Annotated in this window: 14 protein-coding genes; 9 read left to right on the plus strand and 5 right to left on the minus strand. The window is 70.6% G+C overall.

The features are described from left to right. Positions 1-33: 33 nt before the first annotated feature. Both mtrB and mtrA read right to left on the minus strand, forming a co-directional pair. A complete protein-coding gene (mtrB, locus tag Pph01_RS28550) occupies positions 34-1,785 on the minus strand; it encodes an MtrAB system histidine kinase MtrB (RefSeq protein ID WP_204076249.1) in 1,752 nt (583 codons plus the stop codon). A 16-nt stretch (positions 1,786-1,801) separates the two neighbouring features. Next, a complete protein-coding gene (mtrA, locus tag Pph01_RS28555; protein ID WP_203885046.1) occupies positions 1,802-2,479 on the minus strand; it encodes an MtrAB system response regulator MtrA in 678 nt (225 codons plus the stop codon). Between the two features lie 332 nt (positions 2,480-2,811). On the opposite strand from mtrA, the gene Pph01_RS28560 reads away from it, so the two are divergent. The 5 genes from Pph01_RS28560 (at position 2,812) to Pph01_RS28580 (ending at position 8,853) form a co-directional block, all read left to right on the plus strand. Continuing rightward, a complete protein-coding gene (locus tag Pph01_RS28560) occupies positions 2,812-4,467 on the plus strand; it encodes a DUF7847 domain-containing protein (protein ID WP_204076250.1) in 1,656 nt (551 codons plus the stop codon). Next, positions 4,464-5,111 carry a DUF4129 domain-containing protein gene (locus tag Pph01_RS28565; protein WP_239117082.1) on the plus strand — a complete coding sequence of 216 codons (648 nt, stop codon included), beginning with the start codon at positions 4,464-4,466 and terminating at the stop codon, positions 5,109-5,111. Before Pph01_RS28560 ends, Pph01_RS28565 begins: the two co-directional genes overlap by 4 nt. Then, positions 5,108-6,310 carry a DUF4350 domain-containing protein gene (locus Pph01_RS28570; protein WP_204076251.1) on the plus strand — a complete coding sequence of 401 codons (1,203 nt, stop codon included), beginning with the start codon at positions 5,108-5,110 and terminating at the stop codon, positions 6,308-6,310. The genes Pph01_RS28565 and Pph01_RS28570 overlap by 4 nt, the downstream gene beginning before the upstream one ends. After that, entirely contained in the window at positions 6,307-7,311 is a 1,005-nt protein-coding gene (locus tag Pph01_RS28575) for an AAA family ATPase (protein ID WP_204076252.1), read from the plus strand. Before Pph01_RS28570 ends, Pph01_RS28575 begins: the two co-directional genes overlap by 4 nt. Positions 7,312-7,476: 165 nt before the next feature. Continuing rightward, positions 7,477-8,853, plus strand: coding sequence for a DUF58 domain-containing protein (locus tag Pph01_RS28580; RefSeq protein WP_204076253.1), 1,377 nt, complete (start codon positions 7,477-7,479; stop codon positions 8,851-8,853). An 8-nt stretch (positions 8,854-8,861) separates the two neighbouring features. Here Pph01_RS28580 and Pph01_RS28585 read toward each other — a convergent pair whose 3' ends face one another. Then, entirely contained in the window at positions 8,862-9,854 is a 993-nt protein-coding gene (locus tag Pph01_RS28585; RefSeq protein ID WP_204076254.1) for a stage II sporulation protein M, read from the minus strand. A gap of 40 nt (positions 9,855-9,894) precedes the next feature. Here Pph01_RS28585 and Pph01_RS28590 point away from each other — a divergent pair, with 40 nt between their 5' ends. Further along, positions 9,895-10,872, plus strand: a complete 978-nt coding sequence (locus Pph01_RS28590; protein ID WP_204076255.1) for an RDD family protein — start codon at positions 9,895-9,897, stop codon at positions 10,870-10,872. A gap of 167 nt (positions 10,873-11,039) precedes the next feature. On the opposite strand, the gene Pph01_RS28595 is transcribed toward Pph01_RS28590, so the two are convergent. Further along, a complete protein-coding gene (locus tag Pph01_RS28595) occupies positions 11,040-12,269 on the minus strand; it encodes an adenosylhomocysteinase (RefSeq protein ID WP_204076316.1) in 1,230 nt (409 codons plus the stop codon). A gap of 338 nt (positions 12,270-12,607) precedes the next feature. Further along, positions 12,608-14,035 carry an adenosylhomocysteinase gene (gene ahcY, locus Pph01_RS28600; RefSeq protein WP_204076256.1) on the minus strand — a complete coding sequence of 476 codons (1,428 nt, stop codon included), beginning with the start codon at positions 14,033-14,035 and terminating at the stop codon, positions 12,608-12,610. Between the two features lie 170 nt (positions 14,036-14,205). Between ahcY and Pph01_RS28605 the strand changes: the two genes are divergently transcribed. The 3 genes from Pph01_RS28605 (at position 14,206) to Pph01_RS28615 (ending at position 16,506) form a co-directional block, all read left to right on the plus strand. Continuing rightward, a complete protein-coding gene (locus Pph01_RS28605) occupies positions 14,206-14,538 on the plus strand; it encodes a MerR family transcriptional regulator (protein ID WP_204076257.1) in 333 nt (110 codons plus the stop codon). A gap of 133 nt (positions 14,539-14,671) precedes the next feature. After that, positions 14,672-15,862, plus strand: a complete 1,191-nt coding sequence (locus Pph01_RS28610) for a histidine kinase (RefSeq protein WP_204076258.1) — start codon at positions 14,672-14,674, stop codon at positions 15,860-15,862. After that, a complete protein-coding gene (locus Pph01_RS28615) occupies positions 15,859-16,506 on the plus strand; it encodes a response regulator (RefSeq protein WP_204076259.1) in 648 nt (215 codons plus the stop codon). Before Pph01_RS28610 ends, Pph01_RS28615 begins: the two co-directional genes overlap by 4 nt. Positions 16,507-16,509: the final 3 nt, after the last annotated feature.

Here is a 16,509-nt window from a genome sequence, read left to right on the forward strand (position 1 = left end):
AGACGACCGCGCCGTCCTCCCGATCCGGGGCCGTCAGTCCACATCGAAACCGCCCGCGTCGGCGTTCTCCAGCGACCGCGCGCCGACCTCCGCGACGGCCGGGGCCATGACCGGAGTGGCGTGGCCGCGCCAGGCGCGCCGGATCTCGACCTCGGGCGGCACCAGCGGAAGCGGCGAGCCTCGCAGCTCGGTCCCGGCCAGGCGGGGCAGGGACAGCCGGAACTGCGTGCCCTCTCCCGGCGACCCCCAGGCCTGGAGCCAACCGCCGTGCAGCATCGCGTCCTCGCGGGAGATCGCCAGGCCGAGGCCGGTGCCGCCGATCGTGCGCGCGCGTGACGGGTCGCCTCGCCAGAAGCGGTCGAAGACCAGGTTCTCCTCCCCCGGTTTCAGCCCGACGCCGTGGTCGCGGACGGCCACGGCCACCGCGTCGCGGTCGGCGCCGAGGGTGACGACGATGTCCCTGCCCTCACCGTGCTCGATGGCGTTGAACAGGAGGTTGCGCAGGATTCGCTCGACCCTGCGGCTGTCCACCTCGGCCATGCAGTGCTCACTGGGGAGCCTGAGCTCGAACCTGGTGGCCTGGCGCTCGGCGAGCGCCTCGGAGTCCCCGACCGCGCGCAGGACGACGTCGCGCATGTCGACGGACTCGACGTCGAGGGTGGCCGCGCCCGCGTCGTACCTGCTGATCTCGAGCAGGTCGGCGAGCATCGACTCGAACCGCTCGAGCTGGTTCTGCATGAGCTCGGCGGACCTGGCCGCGGCGGGATCGAAGTCCTCCCTGCTCTCGTAGAGCAGGTCGGCGGCCATCCGCACGGTGGTCAGCGGGGTGCGCAGCTCGTGGGACACGTCGGAGACGAACTGCCGCTGGACCTGCGACAACTCCTCGAGCTGATGGATCTTCACGGCCAGGTTGGAGGCCATCTCGTTGAACGAGGTGGCCAGCCGGGCGAGGTCGTCCTCGCCCCGGACCTTGAGCCGCTCCTCCAGCCGTCCGGCCGCCAGCCGTTCCGCGGCCTGGCGCGCGAGCCGTACGGGGGTGACCACCTGGCGGGTGACCAGGTAGGCGATCGCGGCGAGGAGCAGGACCAGCGCGACGCCGACGCCGATCAGCACCCGCTGCACGGCGAGCAGCGTCGTCTCCTCCGAGTTGAGCGGGAACAGATGGTAGATCTCGTAGGAGTCGTTGACCTTGCCACCGATGGCGAGGCCGCTCTCGGGCGCCTTGGTGCCCAGGTAGCGCAGGGTCACCGGCTGGGTGTAGAGGACACCCTCCTCGCTCGCCTTGACCTTGTCCCGCAACCGCGCGGGGATGCTCGCGTAGTCGATCTTTCCTGAGGCCCGCCCGTCGCCGATGCCGTCCTCGTTGAAGACGACCACGTCGTAGCGGCCGCCCGACCGCTCCGTGAGCGCCGAGACGGCGGAGTCGACGGGATTGGCGGCCTGTCCGCCCGACCCGCCCTCCGGTGACGCGTCGGCCACCTCGGCGGTCTGGGGGGCGAGATATCCGCTCGCCGTGGCGATGTTGGCCCGCGACTCCTCTACCGCCGCCAGCTCGCGGCTCTTGAGCACCGACGTCGCGATCGACTGCATGAGGAAGACGCCGAGCACGGCCACCACGGCCATCGAGATCACCAGCGTGCTGGTGACCACCCTCAGCTGGAGCGAGCGCCGCCAGATCCGCCGCACCCTTCCGGCGGCGCGCCGGGCACGCCTGCGGACTCCCCGCGCTATCTGACGCGGGGTCCTGCGGCGAGGCTTCTTCTTCGCCGGGGCGGCAGCGGGCATCGTCGGCGCCCTGGCGTCAGGCCGGCCCGGCCTTGTAGCCCACGCCGCGGACCGTCACCACGATCTCCGGGTGCTCGGGGTCCTTCTCGATCTTGGCGCGGAGCCGCTGGACGTGCACGTTGACCAGCCGGGTGTCGGCGGCGTGCCGGTAACCCCAGACCTGCTCGAGGAGCACCTCACGGGTGAACACCTGGCGCGGCTTGCGGGCCAGGGCGACCAGCAGGTCGAACTCGAGCGGCGTGAGGTTGATCGTCTCGTCGGCGCGCTTCACCGAGTGGCCCGCGACGTCGATGGTGATGTCGCCGATCTGGAGAATCTCGGGCGTCGGCTCGTCCGTACGGCGAAGCCGGGCGCGGACCCGGGCGACGAGTTCCTTGGGCTTGAACGGCTTGACGATGTAGTCGTCGGCGCCGGACTCCAGGCCGAGCACCACGTCGATGGTGTCGCTCTTCGCGGTCAGCATGACGATCGGCACGCCCGACTCCGCGCGGATCCTGCGGCACACGTCGATGCCGTCGGCGCCGGGCAGCATGAGATCGAGGAGCACCAGGTCGGGCCGGGTGTCGCGGAACGCGTCAAGAGCCTTGTCCCCGTCCGCCACGAACGACGGCTCGAACCCCTCCCCGCGCAAGACGATGCCGAGCATCTCGGCGAGAGCGGCGTCGTCGTCGACGACCAGCACACGACCTTTCATGGGCCCTCATTCGTTTTGCACTACCGGGAGATTTGGGCGTTTGTCACGGGTTCATCCGAAGGTTACCGGTGGCTGCCACTTACGTGTTACACGACCATGACAAAGGATGCAGTTTAAGGGGCCGGGGAAGAACGCGCGATGATCTGACCAGATGCGGCCACAACGGTGGGGATCGCTTCAGAGATGACACGTTCCAAGTCTGCGCCCGGAGAGGTCGTTTCTGCCATCCCCGTAACCGGCTGATCACCGCCCGGACACGCCGCCCCGATCGGCCGGGGGCCACTCAGGCGATCACCGTGCCATCAGTCCGTACATCATGCCAGGATTGGGACATGACAGACGGCCCTGGCCCCACCCCCGACGTGCCACCCGGCTGGGCTTCCGAGCAGCCGCCACCGTACGGACAAACCGACGGGGCCTGGACCGCTCCCGGAGCCTCCGGCGGACCCCACGCCCAGGGACAGCCCGGGCAAGCCGCGCCGCCGCCCTCCGACCCGCAGTACGGCGGCCAGCAGTACGGCAGCGGCCAGTACGGCGGGCAGCAATACGGAAGCAAGCAGTACGGCGGGCAGCAGTATGGAGGGCAGCCTTCCGGCCAGCAGTACGGCGGGCAACAGGGATACGGGCCGGCGGGGCCCTACGGCGCCTATCCGCCCGCACCGTACGGCTATCGCCCGCAGGCGCCGCGCCCGGGCATCATCCCGCTGCGCCCGCTCGGCCTCGGGGACATCCTCGACGGCGCCATCAAGCTGATCCGGTCGAACCCCCGGGCCACGCTCGGCCTGTCGGCCATCATCGCGGCGATCGCCATCGTTCCCCGGACGATCGGGCAGGCCGTCTACTTCCAGTCGTTCAACGGTCTGATGTCCGATCCGGACAGCCTGGACACTCAGTCGATGATGACCGGTCTCTTCGCACAACTCGCCGGTGCGGTCCTCTCTCTCGTCATCTCCTACGTCGCCACGACCATCCTCACCGGCATCCTGATGCGGGTGCTCGGCAGGGCCGTCTTCGGCGGGCGCATCACGGTCGGCGAGGCCTGGCGGCTGGCGAGGTCGCGGATTCCGGCCCTGCTCGGGCTGGTGCTGCTGCAGACGCTCATCATCGTGGGGCCGCTGCTCGTGGTGATCGGGGTGTTCGTCATCGTCGGCCAGTCGGGGGGATTCGACGGTCTCGCGGACGGATCCGGCGTGGGGGCCTTCATCGGGCTCATACTGCTGCTCTTCATCGCCTGGATGGTCTACGCCGTTTTCTTCACCACCAAGTTCGCGCTGTCCGCCCCCGCCGTGGTGCTCGAGCAACGCGGGGTCACCGACGGGTTGCGCCGCTCCTGGGGACTGGTGAAGGGCGACTCGTGGCGTGTGCTCGGCATCCTGGCTCTCACCGGATTGCTCGCAGGCATCGCCGGCGCGGTGCTGTCGGTGCCGTTCACGATCGCCAGCTCGATCCTCGGGGTGGTCAGCCTGGGATCCGGCGGCGGTGCAGCAATCGGCGCGGCCGTCATCTCGTCAATCGGCGGCGTGCTCAGCGCGATGATCGTTTATCCGTTCCAGGCGGGCGTGAGCGGGCTGCTTTACGCCGACCGGCGGATGCGGGCCGAGGCGTTCGACCTCGTGCTGCAGACGGCGGCCGGGCGGAACCAGCAGCAGGGCTGGGTGCACGAGAGCGTCGACGACTACTGGCACCCCTCCTACGCGGCGTCGGAGTCCGGCGTCCAGTACGGCACGGGCACGTACGGGACGGGCGCCTACGGCGCGAGCGGGCCGCTTCCGCAGTACGGAGCGCAGCACGGAACGGGCACCACGCACCCCTACGGCACTCCGGGAACCACTCCCTACGCGGCCCCGGGCACACCTGCTCCGCCGACCACGCCCTACGAGTCTCCGGGGACGCCGTCTTCGGGGAGCGCGGCCGGGCCCGCCCCCGGAGATCCCGGGACGCCGCAGCAGGGCTCCACGGAGACCCCTCCACACGAGCCGCGGCCGTGACCCTCTTCCTTTCGTCGTCCCTCGTGCTGCTCGGGGCTCCCGTCGACATCGGGCGTGACCAGGCGCAGCAGGAGGCGGCGAGGGAACTGCTCAAGCCCGGCTACCAGCAAGAGGGCTTCTTCGATCGGATCTACCGGGTCGTCAACCAGTTCATCGGCGACCTCCTGAGCGTCCGCGGGGGCGGGGCCGGCAGCGTGGTCTCTCTCGTCGTCATCGTCGTGATCCTGGCGGTCCTGGTGGCCCTCCTGGTGTGGGCGATGCGCCGCATGTCCCGTGGCCGCCGGGTCGCCGGCACGGTGTTCGGCGCCCAGGAGCGGACGGCCGAGCAACATCGAGCGGAAGCGGAGCGGCTCGCGTCGGAGGGCGACTGGACCGGAGCCGTCCAGGAACGCCTCCGGGCGATCGCCCGAGGGCTCGAAGAGCGCGCCATCGTCAGCCCGCTGCCCGGCCGCACCGCCCTCGAACTGGCCGAGAGCGCGGGACAGGCCCTGCCGTCCCACGCCTCCGACCTGCGAGCGGCCGCCCGGGTGTTCGACGACGTGACCTACGGCGAGGTGGCGGGGACGCCGGAGGCCTACGCCGTTCTCAAGGACCTCGACGAGAGCCTGATGGCCGCCCGCGTCGTGCTGGAGGCCTCCGCATGACGCTCCAGACGGCCGAGCGGTCCTTCTCCGTCTCGCCCACGGCCCGCGGCATCTGGCGGCGGGGACGTGCGATCGTGCTGGTCGGCGTGATCGTCGTGATCGCGGCGGTCGTGCCGGTGCTGCTGCCGTCCGGGTCGTCCGGTGGCGGCGCCCTGCTCGACCCCGGCGACTCCTCCCTCGTCGGCAGCCGGGCTCTGGCCCAGGTGCTCGGCGCGCACGGAGTCGAGGTCCAGCGGGTGGACGACGTCGCGACGGCGCTCGCCGCGGCCGGCCCCGACAGCCAGTTCCTCATCACCGAGTCGGCGCTCCTTACGGAGCAACAGGCCGCCCGCATCGCCGCCGCGCCCGCCGACAGGCTGATCGTCGGGGACGTCCGGCACTTGGACGTGCTGGCCGGCGGCCTCACCGCTGAGATCGGCGGCACCCCCTCCCGCTCGCGATCGCCAGAGTGCGCGCTGCGCGAGGCGACGCTGGCAGGCGACGCCTACATGGGCGGCTCGGCGTTCACCGCACCCGCGGGATCGACCGGCTGCTACCCCTCGGGAGGCAAGCCGACCCTCGTCCGCTACGTGGCCGACGGCCGTACGGTGACCGTGGTGGGCGACGGCCAGTTCATGACGAACCTCCGGCTGGCCGAGGACGGCAACGCCGCTCTGGCCATGAACCTCGCGGGCGCGAAGCACCGGCTCATCTGGCTGGTGCCGCCGGCCCAATCCGACGAGACCTCCGAGCCGGGCGGGTCGGGCGGGTCGGGCGGGTCGGCTTCCGAACCGAAGACCATCGGCGACCTGATCCCCCAGGGAGTGGGCTGGGCGGTCCTCGAACTCGTCATCGCGGTGGGCCTGGTCGCCCTGTGGCGCGGGCGGCGGCTCGGCCCGGTCGTCGCAGAGCGCCTCCCGGTGGTGGTGCGGGCGGCCGAGACCGTGGAGGGCAGAGGACGCCTGTACCGGGCGCGCCGCGCACGGGACCGGGCGGCCCTCGCGCTGCGCGCCGCGACGATCGACCGCATCGCCCCGCGCCTCGGGCTTCCCCGCACGGCCACGCCCGACGAGATCGTCACGGCGGTGGCCGCGCGAACCGGAGAGGATCCGGAGCAGATACGGCCAGCGCTGTTCGGCGGCGCTCCCGCCGACGACTCCGGGCTCGTCGCCCTGGCCGGATACCTCGACACACTCGAAAGGCAGGTACAAGACTCGTGACGACACCTGGATCCGGGGCCTTCGCAGCCGGAGCCCCGCAGCCGTCCACGCCGGGGGCCGACGCGGCGCGGGAGGCGCTCGCCACGTTGCGGGCCGAGGTCGGCAAGGCCGTGGTGGGGCAGGACTCCATCGTCACCGGCCTCGTGATCGCCCTGCTGTGCCGTGGGCACGTGCTGCTCGAAGGCGTCCCCGGCGTCGCCAAGACGCTCATGGTCCGCGCGCTCTCCTCCACCCTGTCGCTCGATTTCAAGCGGGTGCAGTTCACCCCCGACCTGATGCCCGGCGACGTGACCGGCTCGCTGGTCTACGACGCCAAGTCGTCGGAGTTCGAGTTCCGCGAGGGGCCGGTCTTCACGAACCTGCTGCTCGCCGACGAGATCAACCGCACGCCGCCGAAGACCCAAGCCGCTCTGCTCGAGGCCATGGAGGAGCGCCAGATCAGCGTCGAGGGATCGGCCCGCGTGCTCCCCGACCCGTTCATCGTGGCGGCGACCCAGAACCCCATCGAGTACGAGGGCACCTACCAGCTCCCGGAAGCCCAGCTGGACCGGTTCCTGCTCAAGCTGACCGTGCCGCTGCCTCCCCGGGATCAGGAGATCGCGGTGCTCGAACGCCATGCGCTGGGCTTCGACCCCCGTGACCTGACACACCTCAAGCCCGTGGCGACCGCCGCCGACCTGGAAGCCGGGCGGCAGGCCGTCAAGCAGGTACACGTGGCCCCGGAGGTGCTCGGCTACATCGTCGACCTCGCCCGGGCGACGCGGCAGTCTCCGTCGCTGCAGCTCGGCGTCTCGCCTCGAGGCGCGACGGCCCTGCTCGCCGCCGCCCGGGCGTGGGGCTGGCTGTCCGGCCGTACGTACGTCACCCCCGACGATGTGAAGGCCCTGGCCAGGCCGGCGCTGCGGCACCGTGTCCAGCTGCGGCCGGAGGCGGAGCTCGAGGGCGCCACTCCTGACGGCGTCCTGGACGGCATCCTGGCCTCGGTCCCCGTCCCCCGCTGACCTTCTGGCGTGATCATGCACAGGCTCGCGAACAGGCCGCCTGACCTGGCATCACTCCGGGCGTGATCATGCACAAGTTCGCGATCAAGTGGGCTGACCTGGGAAGATGGAGTTCGTGATCATGCACAGTGTGGCGGGAGCCGTACGAGAAGGAAGGGCGGCACCATGGCGCTGACGGGACGCGCGGGACTGCTCGCGGCCCTCGGCGCCCTCGTGGTGCTCTTCGCGCCGCGGCCGGGGCTCGCGGTGCTGGGCGTCGTGCTGCTCCTCGCCTGCCTGATCGTGGTCGACCTGATCTTCGCGGGCGGGATTCGCCCCTTGCGCTTCAGCCGTGAGGGCGAGCGGCTGGTACGGCTCGGCCAGTCGGTCACCGTCGGGCTGATTGTGGAGAACCCCGGCCCGCGCCGGGTCCGCGGCGTGCTGCGTGACGCCTGGCCGCCCTCGGCGGGAGCCGCACCCCGGCGACTCGGCGTCGACGTGCCGCCGGGAGAGCGGCGGCGCCTCACCGTCACCCTCACCCCCACCCGGAGAGGCGACCGGGAGGCGGTCACCGTGACCGTCCGCTCGCTGGGGCCGCTCGGCCTGGCCGGACGTCAGGGGACGCATCGGGTCCCGTGGTCGGTGCGGGTGTTGCCGCCGTTCCTGAGCCGCAAGCATCTGCCCGCCAAGCTGGCCCGCCTCAGGGAGCTGGACGGCCAGCACCCCGCTCTCGTGCGCGGCCAGGGCACCGAGTTCGACTCGCTTCGCGAGTACGTCGTCGGCGACGACGTGCGGTCCATCGACTGGCGCGCCAGCGCGAGGCGGCGCGACGTCGTCGTGCGCACGTGGCGTCCGGAACGTGACCGCCGGGTCCTCATCGTGCTGGACACCGGCCGCACCTCGGCGGGCCGCGTCGGCACGGCTCCGATCCCCCTGGCGTCCGAACCGCCCGAGGGCGACCGCCGGGACCGGGGAGACGCCGCGCGGCGTCCGGCTCCCGGATGGCCCCGCCTGGACTGGTCGATGGACGCCGCGTTGCTGCTGGCCGCCCTCGCCGCACGCGCCGGCGACCGTGTCGACTTCCTCGCCTACGACCGCGCGGTACGCGCCTGGCTCTCGGGGCAGGCGCGGACCGAGTTGTTGTCGTCCCTGGTCAACGTGATGGCGCCGATCGAGGCGGAGCTCGTCGAGGCGGACTCGCCCGGCATGGTGGCGGCCGTCCTCGCCAGGGCGAAGCGCCGCTGCCTGGTGGTGCTGCTGACCGACCTCAACGCGACCGCGATGGAGGAGGGTCTCCTGCCCCTGCTCCCGCAGCTGTCCTCGCGGCATCTGGTGCTGGTGGCCGCGGTCGCCGATCCGCGCGTCGCGGCCATGGCCTCTGGACGGGGTACGGCGGAGCAGGTCTACGACGCGGCGGCGGCCGAGCAACTGCGGGGCGAGCGGCGGCGGATCACGTCTCTGCTGCGCCGTCACGGCGTCGAGGTCGTGGACGCCCTCCCGGAGGACATCGCCTCCGCGCTGGCGGACGCCTATCTCGCGCTGAAGGCGGCGGGCCGTCTCTGACGCGTGCGTCAGCTGGTGGGAGCCAGATCCGGGGCGAACTCGATGTCGCCCGTCTCGTTCCGCCGCACGGCCCTGCGCCCGAAGACGATCACGTAGGTGAGGAAGAGGATCTCGGCCAGTGCGCCGATACCGATTCGCGCCCAGGTGGGCAGCCCGGACGGCGTGACACCGGCTTCGATGAGCCCCGAGACGAACAGCACGGCGACGAGACCCAGCGCGACGCTCATCACGGCCCGCCCCTGCTCGGCGAGGGCCTCACCGCGCCTCCGCGGCCCGGGGTCGATGACCGTCCAGCCGAGGCGCATCCCGGCCCCGGCCGCGAGGAAGACGGCGGTGAGCTCCAGCAGCCCGTGAGGGAGGATCAGTCCCCAGAAGATATCGGCCTTCCCGTTCGCCGCCATCAGGCCGCCGAGGAGGCCGCCGTTCGCCGCGTTCTGGACGAGGATGTACGGAATCGGCAGGCCCAGCAGGACCGCGGACGCGATGACCTGCATGCTCACGTACGCGTTGTTGATCCACACCTGTCCGGCGAACGACGCCGCCGGATTCTCGGAGTAGTAGTCGGCGAAGTCGTGGTCCACCAGCTGCTTGATGTCCTCGGGGGTCCCGATCGCGGCCTGGACGTCGGGGTTCTTGGCAATCCACACGCCGATGACCCACGCGACGACCAGCGAGGCGAGCGTCGCCCCCAGCCACCATCTGCGCGCCCGGTAGGCGACAACGGGGAACGACACCGTGAAGAACCGGACGACCTCGCGCCAGGCCGGGCTGTGCGCCCCCGTGACGGCGGAGCGGGCCCGCGCGACCAGCGAGGAGAGACGGCCGACCAGGATGGCGTCCCGGGAACCGGACCGGACGATGGACAGGTGCGTCGAGGCCCGCTGGTACAGCTCGACCAGCTCGTCGACCTCCGCGCCGTTCAGCGATCGACGCCTCCGCACCAGGTCTTCAAGCCGGTCCCAGCTCGGCTTGCTGGCCGCGACAAAGGCATCGATGTCCACAGATCAAACCCTATCGACCGGCGCACAGTAGGGTGCGAGTGTGTCAGAAGTCGTGACGGGTGATGCCGTCGTCGTCGAGGTACGGATCGCCCAGCTGCCCAGCCGTGCCGGGGCCTTCATCATCGACTGGCTGGTGCAGACGGCAGCCCTGATCGTGATCTCCCTGCTGCTGGCCAACGCCTCCTTCATCACCGACGACGCGTTGTCCGCCGGACTGACGATCCTGTTGACCGCGCTCGTTCTGGTCGGCTACCCGGTGATCTTCGAGACGGTCAGCAGGGGACGCAGCCTGGGCAAGCTCGCGCTCGGGCTCAGGGTCGTGAGCGAGGACGGCGGGCCCGAGCGGTTCCGCCAGGCGCTGTTTCGCGGGCTGGCCGGACTGGTGGAGTTCTGGGCGTTGTTCGGCGCTCCCGCGCTCATCACGTCGCTGATCAACCAGAAGGGCAAGCGGCTCGGCGACATCTTCGCCGGCACGATCGTCATCGGCGAGCGCGCGCCGCGACAGGCGCCGCCGCCCCCGATGCCGCCCCAGCTCGCCGGCTGGGCCTCCACGCTGGAGCTGTCTCAACTCCCCGACGAGCTGGCCAACACCGCCCGGCAGTACCTCTCACGCTGGCACCAGCTGTCCCCGTACGCGCAGCACGACATGGGGATGCGGATCGCGGGCCAGGTGAGCGCCTGTGTCGCGCCCCCGCCCCCGCCGGGCGTCCCGCCGCACGCCTACCTCGCCGCCGTGCTCGCCGAGCGCCGTCATCGTGAGCAGGTGCGGCTCGCGCAGACCCGGCGACCCGCCGCGCCGTACGGCCAGGCTCCCCAGTGGGCCGCGCCGCCATATGACGGCGCGCCGGGGTCACCCGCCTCGCCGTACGGTGGAGCGGCTCCGTACGGCGGGCACTCTCCGTACAGCGGAGCGATGCCGGGAGCCGGTGGGGAGGCGGCGCCTCCCGCCCCGAACCCGCCGTCACCTCCGGCGGAACCCTCCGGCCCGACCTCGGGAGGATTTGTCCCCCCCATGTGAGGTGTAGAGCCCGATTAGGGGGGCATGGGTTCCGAGGCAGGTCATGGGGCCATGCCTGCTAATGGGGTTGAGGTGAGGCACGACCATGTGCGGAGGAGAGGCCGCACGGGTCGTGCCCACCGTCCTTTATGAGCCTTTTCAAGCGCCCTTCCTCGACGCCGAGGAGCTCAGGAGCCGACCCGCCAGGAGTGCAGGTAGTCCTCCTGCTCGGAGGTGAGAGCGTCGATCTCGATGCCCGTCGCCCCCAGTTTCAGCCTCGCCACCTGGACGTCGACCTCCGCCGGAACGTCGTAGACGCCGGGAGTGAGCCCGGCCGCCTCCTGGGCGAGCCACGCGACCGCGAGGGCCTGGGCGGAGAAGGACATGTCCATCACGGCCGCCGGGTGCCCCTCGGCGGCGCTCAGGTTGACCAGGCGGCCCTCGGCGAGCAGGAGCAGCCGCCTGCCGTTGTCCAGGACGTACTCATCCGTGTTCGGGCGTATCCCGAAATGCACGGTCTGGGCCATCTCTTCCAGGGCCCGGACGTCGATCTCGACGTCGAAATGACCGGCGTTGGCGAGGACCGCGCCGTCCTTCATGACGGCCAGGTGCTCGGCCCGGATCACGTCGCGGTTGCCGGTGACCGTCACGAACACGTCGCCGATCTCCGCGGCCCGCCCCATCGGCTGGACGTCGTATCCCTGGAGCGCGGCGTCGAGAGCCTTCACGGGGTCGATCTCGGTGACGACGACGCGTGCGCCCAGGCCCTTGGCCCGCTCCGCGACGCCGCGGCCGCAGAACCCGAAGCCGGCGACGACGACCGTACGTCCGGCCAGCAGGAGGTTCGTGGCCCGCATGATGCCGTCGAGGGTGGACTGGCCCGTGCCGTACCTGTTGTCGAACATCCGCTTCGTACGGGTGTCGTTGACCGCGACCATGGGAAACCTGAGCGCGTTCTCGGCGGCCATCTGGCGGAGCCGGATGATGCCCGTCGTGGTCTCCTCGCAGCCGCCGGCGACCTCGTCGAGCAGTTCGACCCGTTCCGTGTGCAGGATGTTGACCAGGTCGCAGCCGTCGTCGAGCACGAGGTTCGGCGTGATGTCCAGCGCCTGGTGGATGTGCCGGTAGTAGGTGTCCCTGTCCACACCGGCTCTGGCGTGCACGGCGATGCCGTACGTGGACAGCGCCGCGGCGACGTCGTCCTGAGTGGACAACGGGTTGGAGGCGGCCAGGGCGATCTCGGCGCCTCCCGCCTTGAGCGCGCCCATGACCACCGCGGTCTCCGCGGTCACGTGCAGGCAGGCGGCGATGCGCAACCCTTCCAACGGCCGGTCCTGGGCGAACCTCGCCCCGATGGCCTCGAGCACGGGCATGGACCTGGCGGCCCAGCCGATCCGCCGCTCCCCCGCCTCCGCCATCCCGCCGTGATCATGCACAGATTCCTCGATTCCCGCCGCCACCTGCGCCGACAACCCGCGTGATCATGCACGCATTCGGCGGCATCCGCAATGACCTGGCCCTTCACTGAACGTGATCATGCACAGATTCGGCGGCGACCCTCCTGAGCTGCGGCGGGAGAGTTCGTGATCATGCACCGCTGTGGCCGCACCCAGTACGGCCGTACGGCACTGCATGATCACGAACCTCATAACCCCGGCTCACGCACCACTTTCACGAATGTGCGCACGATCACGATCGATGATGTGGCTGCTCAGCGGCCACTCACCCGAGGGGGTGCATGATCACCCGCAAAGGGTCAGTAGCGGTAGTGGTCGGGCTTGTAGGGGCCCTCGACGTGCACGCCGATGTACTCGGCCTGCTTCTTCGTCAGCTTGGTCAGCTTGACCCCGAGCGCGTCGAGGTGCAGGCGGGCGACCTTCTCGTCCAGGTGCTTGGGCAGCACATAGACGCCGACCGGGTACTCCTCGGTCTTGGTGAAGAGCTCGATCTGGGCGATCACCTGGTTGGTGAACGAGTTCGACATCACGAACGAGGGGTGGCCGGTGGCGCAGCCCAGGTTCATCAGACGGCCCTCGGCCAGCACGAGGATGGAGTGCCCGTCAGGGAAGATCCACTCGTCGACCTGCGGCTTGATGTTGTTCTTCACGATGCCGGGGATGCGGCCCAGGCCGGCCATGTCGATCTCGTTGTCGAAGTGGCCGATGTTGGACACGATCGCCTGGTGCTTCATCTGCGACATGTGCTCGGCGGTGATGATGCCGAAGTTGCCGGTCGTCGTGACGAAGATGTCGGCGATGCCGACGACGTCCTCCAGCGTGGTGACCTGGAAGCCGTCCATGGCCGCCTGCAGCGCGCAGATCGGGTCGATCTCGGTCACGATCACGCGGGCGCCCTGGCCGCGCAGCGCGTCGGCGCAGCCCTTGCCGACGTCGCCGTAGCCGCAGATCACCGCGACCTTGCCGCCGATGAGCACGTCGGTGGCCCGGTTGAGACCGTCGATCACCGAGTGGCGGCAGCCGTACTTGTTGTCGAACTTCGACTTCGTCACCGAGTCGTTGACGTTGATCGCCGGGAAGAGCAACTGGCCCGACTTGTGCATCTCGTAGAGCCGGTGCACGCCGGTGGTCGTCTCCTCGGTGACGCCCTTGATCTCCTGGGCGATGGCGCTCCAGCGCTTCTCGTCCGTGACCGTACGGCGGAGCGTGTCGAGGATGATCGCCCACTCCTCCGGGTCGTCCTCACCGGCGACCGGGACGGCTCCCGCCTTCTCGAACTCGGCGCCCTTGTGGACGAGGAGCGTGGCGTCGCCGCCGTCATCGAGGATCATGTTCGGGCCGGAGCCGTCGGGCCACGCGAGCGCCTGCTCGGTGCACCACCAGTACTCCTCCAGCGTCTCGCCCTTCCACGCGAAGACCGGCACGCCGGAGGGGTTGTCGGCGGTGCCCTCGGGGCCGACGACGACCGCGGCCGCGGCGTGGTCCTGCGTGGAGAAGATGTTGCAGCTCACCCAGCGGACATCGGCGCCGAGCGCGACCAGCGTCTCGATGAGCACCGCGGTCTGGATCGTCATGTGCAGCGAGCCCATGATCTTCGCGCCCCTGAGCGGCTGCGAGGCGGCGTACTCCCTACGGGTCGCCATCAGGCCCGGCATCTCGTGCTCGGCGAGGCGGATCTCCTTGCGGCCGAACTCCGCAAGTGCAAGGTCGGCGACCTTGAAGTCCATTTTCGTGTCCCTCCATTGTCCGTCGCAGCGAGTCTAGGCCGCTCGTACGGCACGGCGCACGCCCGGGAGGCCGAACTTGACACGAGAATGTGAGAATTGGCCGCAAGGGGCTGCCAAAGGGCCTCCTGACTGTCTAGCGTGGGCGCAGACGGGGCGTGAAAGGGGCAGGGATGCGGATAACGGAAGCCGCGCGACGACTAGGTGTGTCGCCGCGGATGTTGCGCTATCGCGAGTCCCTCGGCCTCCTCCCGCCTGTGCGCGACCGGGGCTCGCACCGCAGGTTCGGCCCCGACGAGCTCGCCGCCGTCAGCCAGGCCATGGATCTGGAGCGCCGTTTCGACATCTCCCCCGCCGAGCTGGCGTTCGCCCTGCGGGCGCTGTCCGACCCGGCCGTGGCCCAGGCCGTACGCGATCTGGGCGTCAGGATCGGCCGCATCCAGGCGCCGCGCCGGGCGCTCGACTTCGAGAAGGAGAAGGCCCTGCGGCTTCTGCGGCCCCGGTGATCCCAGCAACCCCGGTGATCCCAGCAACCCCGGTGATCCAGCGGTGGACCCCGGTGATCCAACGGTCGCGCGATCCAGACGTCGCTCTCGGGAGTGACGACACCTCACTCACGGTCGGCGGACAATTCTCGGCGTGAACCTGACGACAGGAATCGACCAGGTCGAGCGGAGCCTGGGCTCCTTCGACCTCCGCAGGGCCCTGAGCTCCCGGGTGGACCTCCTGCTGGGCGCGGCGCTCACGGTCCTCGCGCTTCTCGGCACCGCCGGCACGACCTCGGCGCCGCTGGATCTGGTGGGCGTGCTCCTGGCCACCGCGCCGCATGTGATGCGCCGCGCCTACCCGTGGCTGACCGTGACGCTCACCCTCGTCGGCGCCGCCCTCATCATGATGTCCCCGCCACGGCCGGGCGCCTGGGCGATCCCGGTGCTCGCGTCGGCGGCGCTGTCGTTCTACACCGTCCAGCGCCTGCTCGAGCGCAGGGCGGCCTGGATCTTCACGGGCGGCATCGGCGCGTTGCTCGCGGGCGTCGCAGGCCTCGTCTATCTGGCTCCGGGACCGATCAGTTTGTCCCAGATCGCAGTGGCCTGCATGGTCGCGGGTGCCCTCCTGGTGGGGATCACCATGGTGGCCGACGTCCGGCGGAGCCGTACGGAGGTCAGGGAGGTGCGGGCGGACAACCTGGAGACCCTGCGGGAGCAGGCGGCCATGGCCGAGCGCGCCAGGATCGCCAGGGAGATGCACGACGTCGTGGCCCATTCCATCTCCATGGTCGCGGTGCAGGCCGAGACGGCGCCGTACACCATCAAGGATCTGAACGACGCGGCCCGGCAGGAGTTCGCGGAGATCGCCACGGCGGCCCGCGCAACGCTGACCGAGATGCGGCGGCTGCTCGGCGTGCTGCGCGCGGACGTCCCTCCGGAGACGGCGCCGCAGCCGGGGCTGGGGCAACTGCCCGAACTGCTCGAACATCACGGCGGCGACGTGGACCTCGACATCGTCGGGGAGGAGAAGGAGTTGCCGCAGGCCGTGGACGTGTCGGCCTACCGGATCATCCAGGAGTCCCTGACCAACTCCAGGACGCACGCCCCCGGAGCCCGGGTCTCCATCGAGATCACATACCGGCCTACCCTCCTCGCTCTCCGGATCGCCGACGACGGCCCGGGACCCACGGCGCCGGGGGACGCCCCGGGCGGACCCGGCGAGGCTCCCGGGCACGGGCTGATCGGCATGCGCGAGCGGGCGGTCGCCTTGGGCGGCTGGTTCGTCGCCGGTCCCGGTCCGGCCGGAGGGTTCCTCGTCCAGGCAGGGCTTCCACTCGAATGATCAAGGTTCTCGTGGCCGACGACCAGCCGGTGGTGCTCAGGGGCTTCACCGCCGTGCTCGCCGCCCAGCCGGACATCGCCGTCGTGGGAGCCGCCTCCGACGGTGGAGAGGCGGTACGGCTCGCGCACGCCGAGCGGCCCGACGTCGCCCTGCTCGACATCCGCATGCCGGTCATGAACGGCATCGACGTGGCCCGGGCCGTCACCGACCTGGGCGTCAAGGCCCTCATGATCACGACCTTCGACCTGGACGAGTACGTCTACGAAGCGCTCCTCGCGGGGGCGAGCGGCTTCCTTCTGAAGGACATCCGGGCCGAGGAACTGGCGGAATCAGTGCGAATCGTCGCGCGTGGGGACGCGCTGCTCGCACCGAAGGTGACCAGACGGCTGATCGCCGAGTTCACCGGGCGACGGCGTGCCACGGCGGCCACGCTGCTCACACCCCGGGAGTCGGAGGTCCTTCAGCTGATCGCCCGAGGGTTGTCCAACTCCGAGATCGCGGCGGAACTGGTCGTGACCGAGCACACGGTGAAGACCCATGTGGCCCGCCTGTTGTCGAAGCTCGGCCTCCGCGACCGCACGCAGGCGGTGATCCACGCCTACGAGACCGGCCTCGTCCGGGCCGGCGGCCGCGACCCGGCCTGATCA

The sequence above is a fragment of the Planotetraspora phitsanulokensis genome, assembly GCF_016863295.1.
Classification (GTDB): domain Bacteria; phylum Actinomycetota; class Actinomycetes; order Streptosporangiales; family Streptosporangiaceae; genus Planotetraspora; species Planotetraspora phitsanulokensis.

What these genes read in the sequence shown, in the direction of transcription:
- mtrB (WP_204076249.1), bottom strand. Translation starts at nt 1,785, where the DNA reads ATGCCCGCTGCCGCCCCGGCGAAGAAGAAGCCTCGCCGCAGGACCCCG.
- mtrA (WP_203885046.1), bottom strand. Translation starts at nt 2,479, where the DNA reads ATGAAAGGTCGTGTGCTGGTCGTCGACGACGACGCCGCTCTCGCCGAG.
- Pph01_RS28560 (WP_204076250.1), top strand. Translation starts at nt 2,812, where the DNA reads ATGACAGACGGCCCTGGCCCCACCCCCGACGTGCCACCCGGCTGGGCT.
- Pph01_RS28570 (WP_204076251.1), top strand. Translation starts at nt 5,108, where the DNA reads ATGACGCTCCAGACGGCCGAGCGGTCCTTCTCCGTCTCGCCCACGGCC.
- Pph01_RS28580 (WP_204076253.1), top strand. Translation starts at nt 7,477, where the DNA reads ATGGCGCTGACGGGACGCGCGGGACTGCTCGCGGCCCTCGGCGCCCTC.
- Pph01_RS28595 (WP_204076316.1), bottom strand. Translation starts at nt 12,269, where the DNA reads ATGGCGGAGGCGGGGGAGCGGCGGATCGGCTGGGCCGCCAGGTCCATG.
- ahcY (WP_204076256.1), bottom strand. Translation starts at nt 14,035, where the DNA reads ATGGACTTCAAGGTCGCCGACCTTGCACTTGCGGAGTTCGGCCGCAAG.
- Pph01_RS28605 (WP_204076257.1), top strand. Translation starts at nt 14,206, where the DNA reads ATGCGGATAACGGAAGCCGCGCGACGACTAGGTGTGTCGCCGCGGATG.
- Pph01_RS28615 (WP_204076259.1), top strand. Translation starts at nt 15,859, where the DNA reads ATGATCAAGGTTCTCGTGGCCGACGACCAGCCGGTGGTGCTCAGGGGC.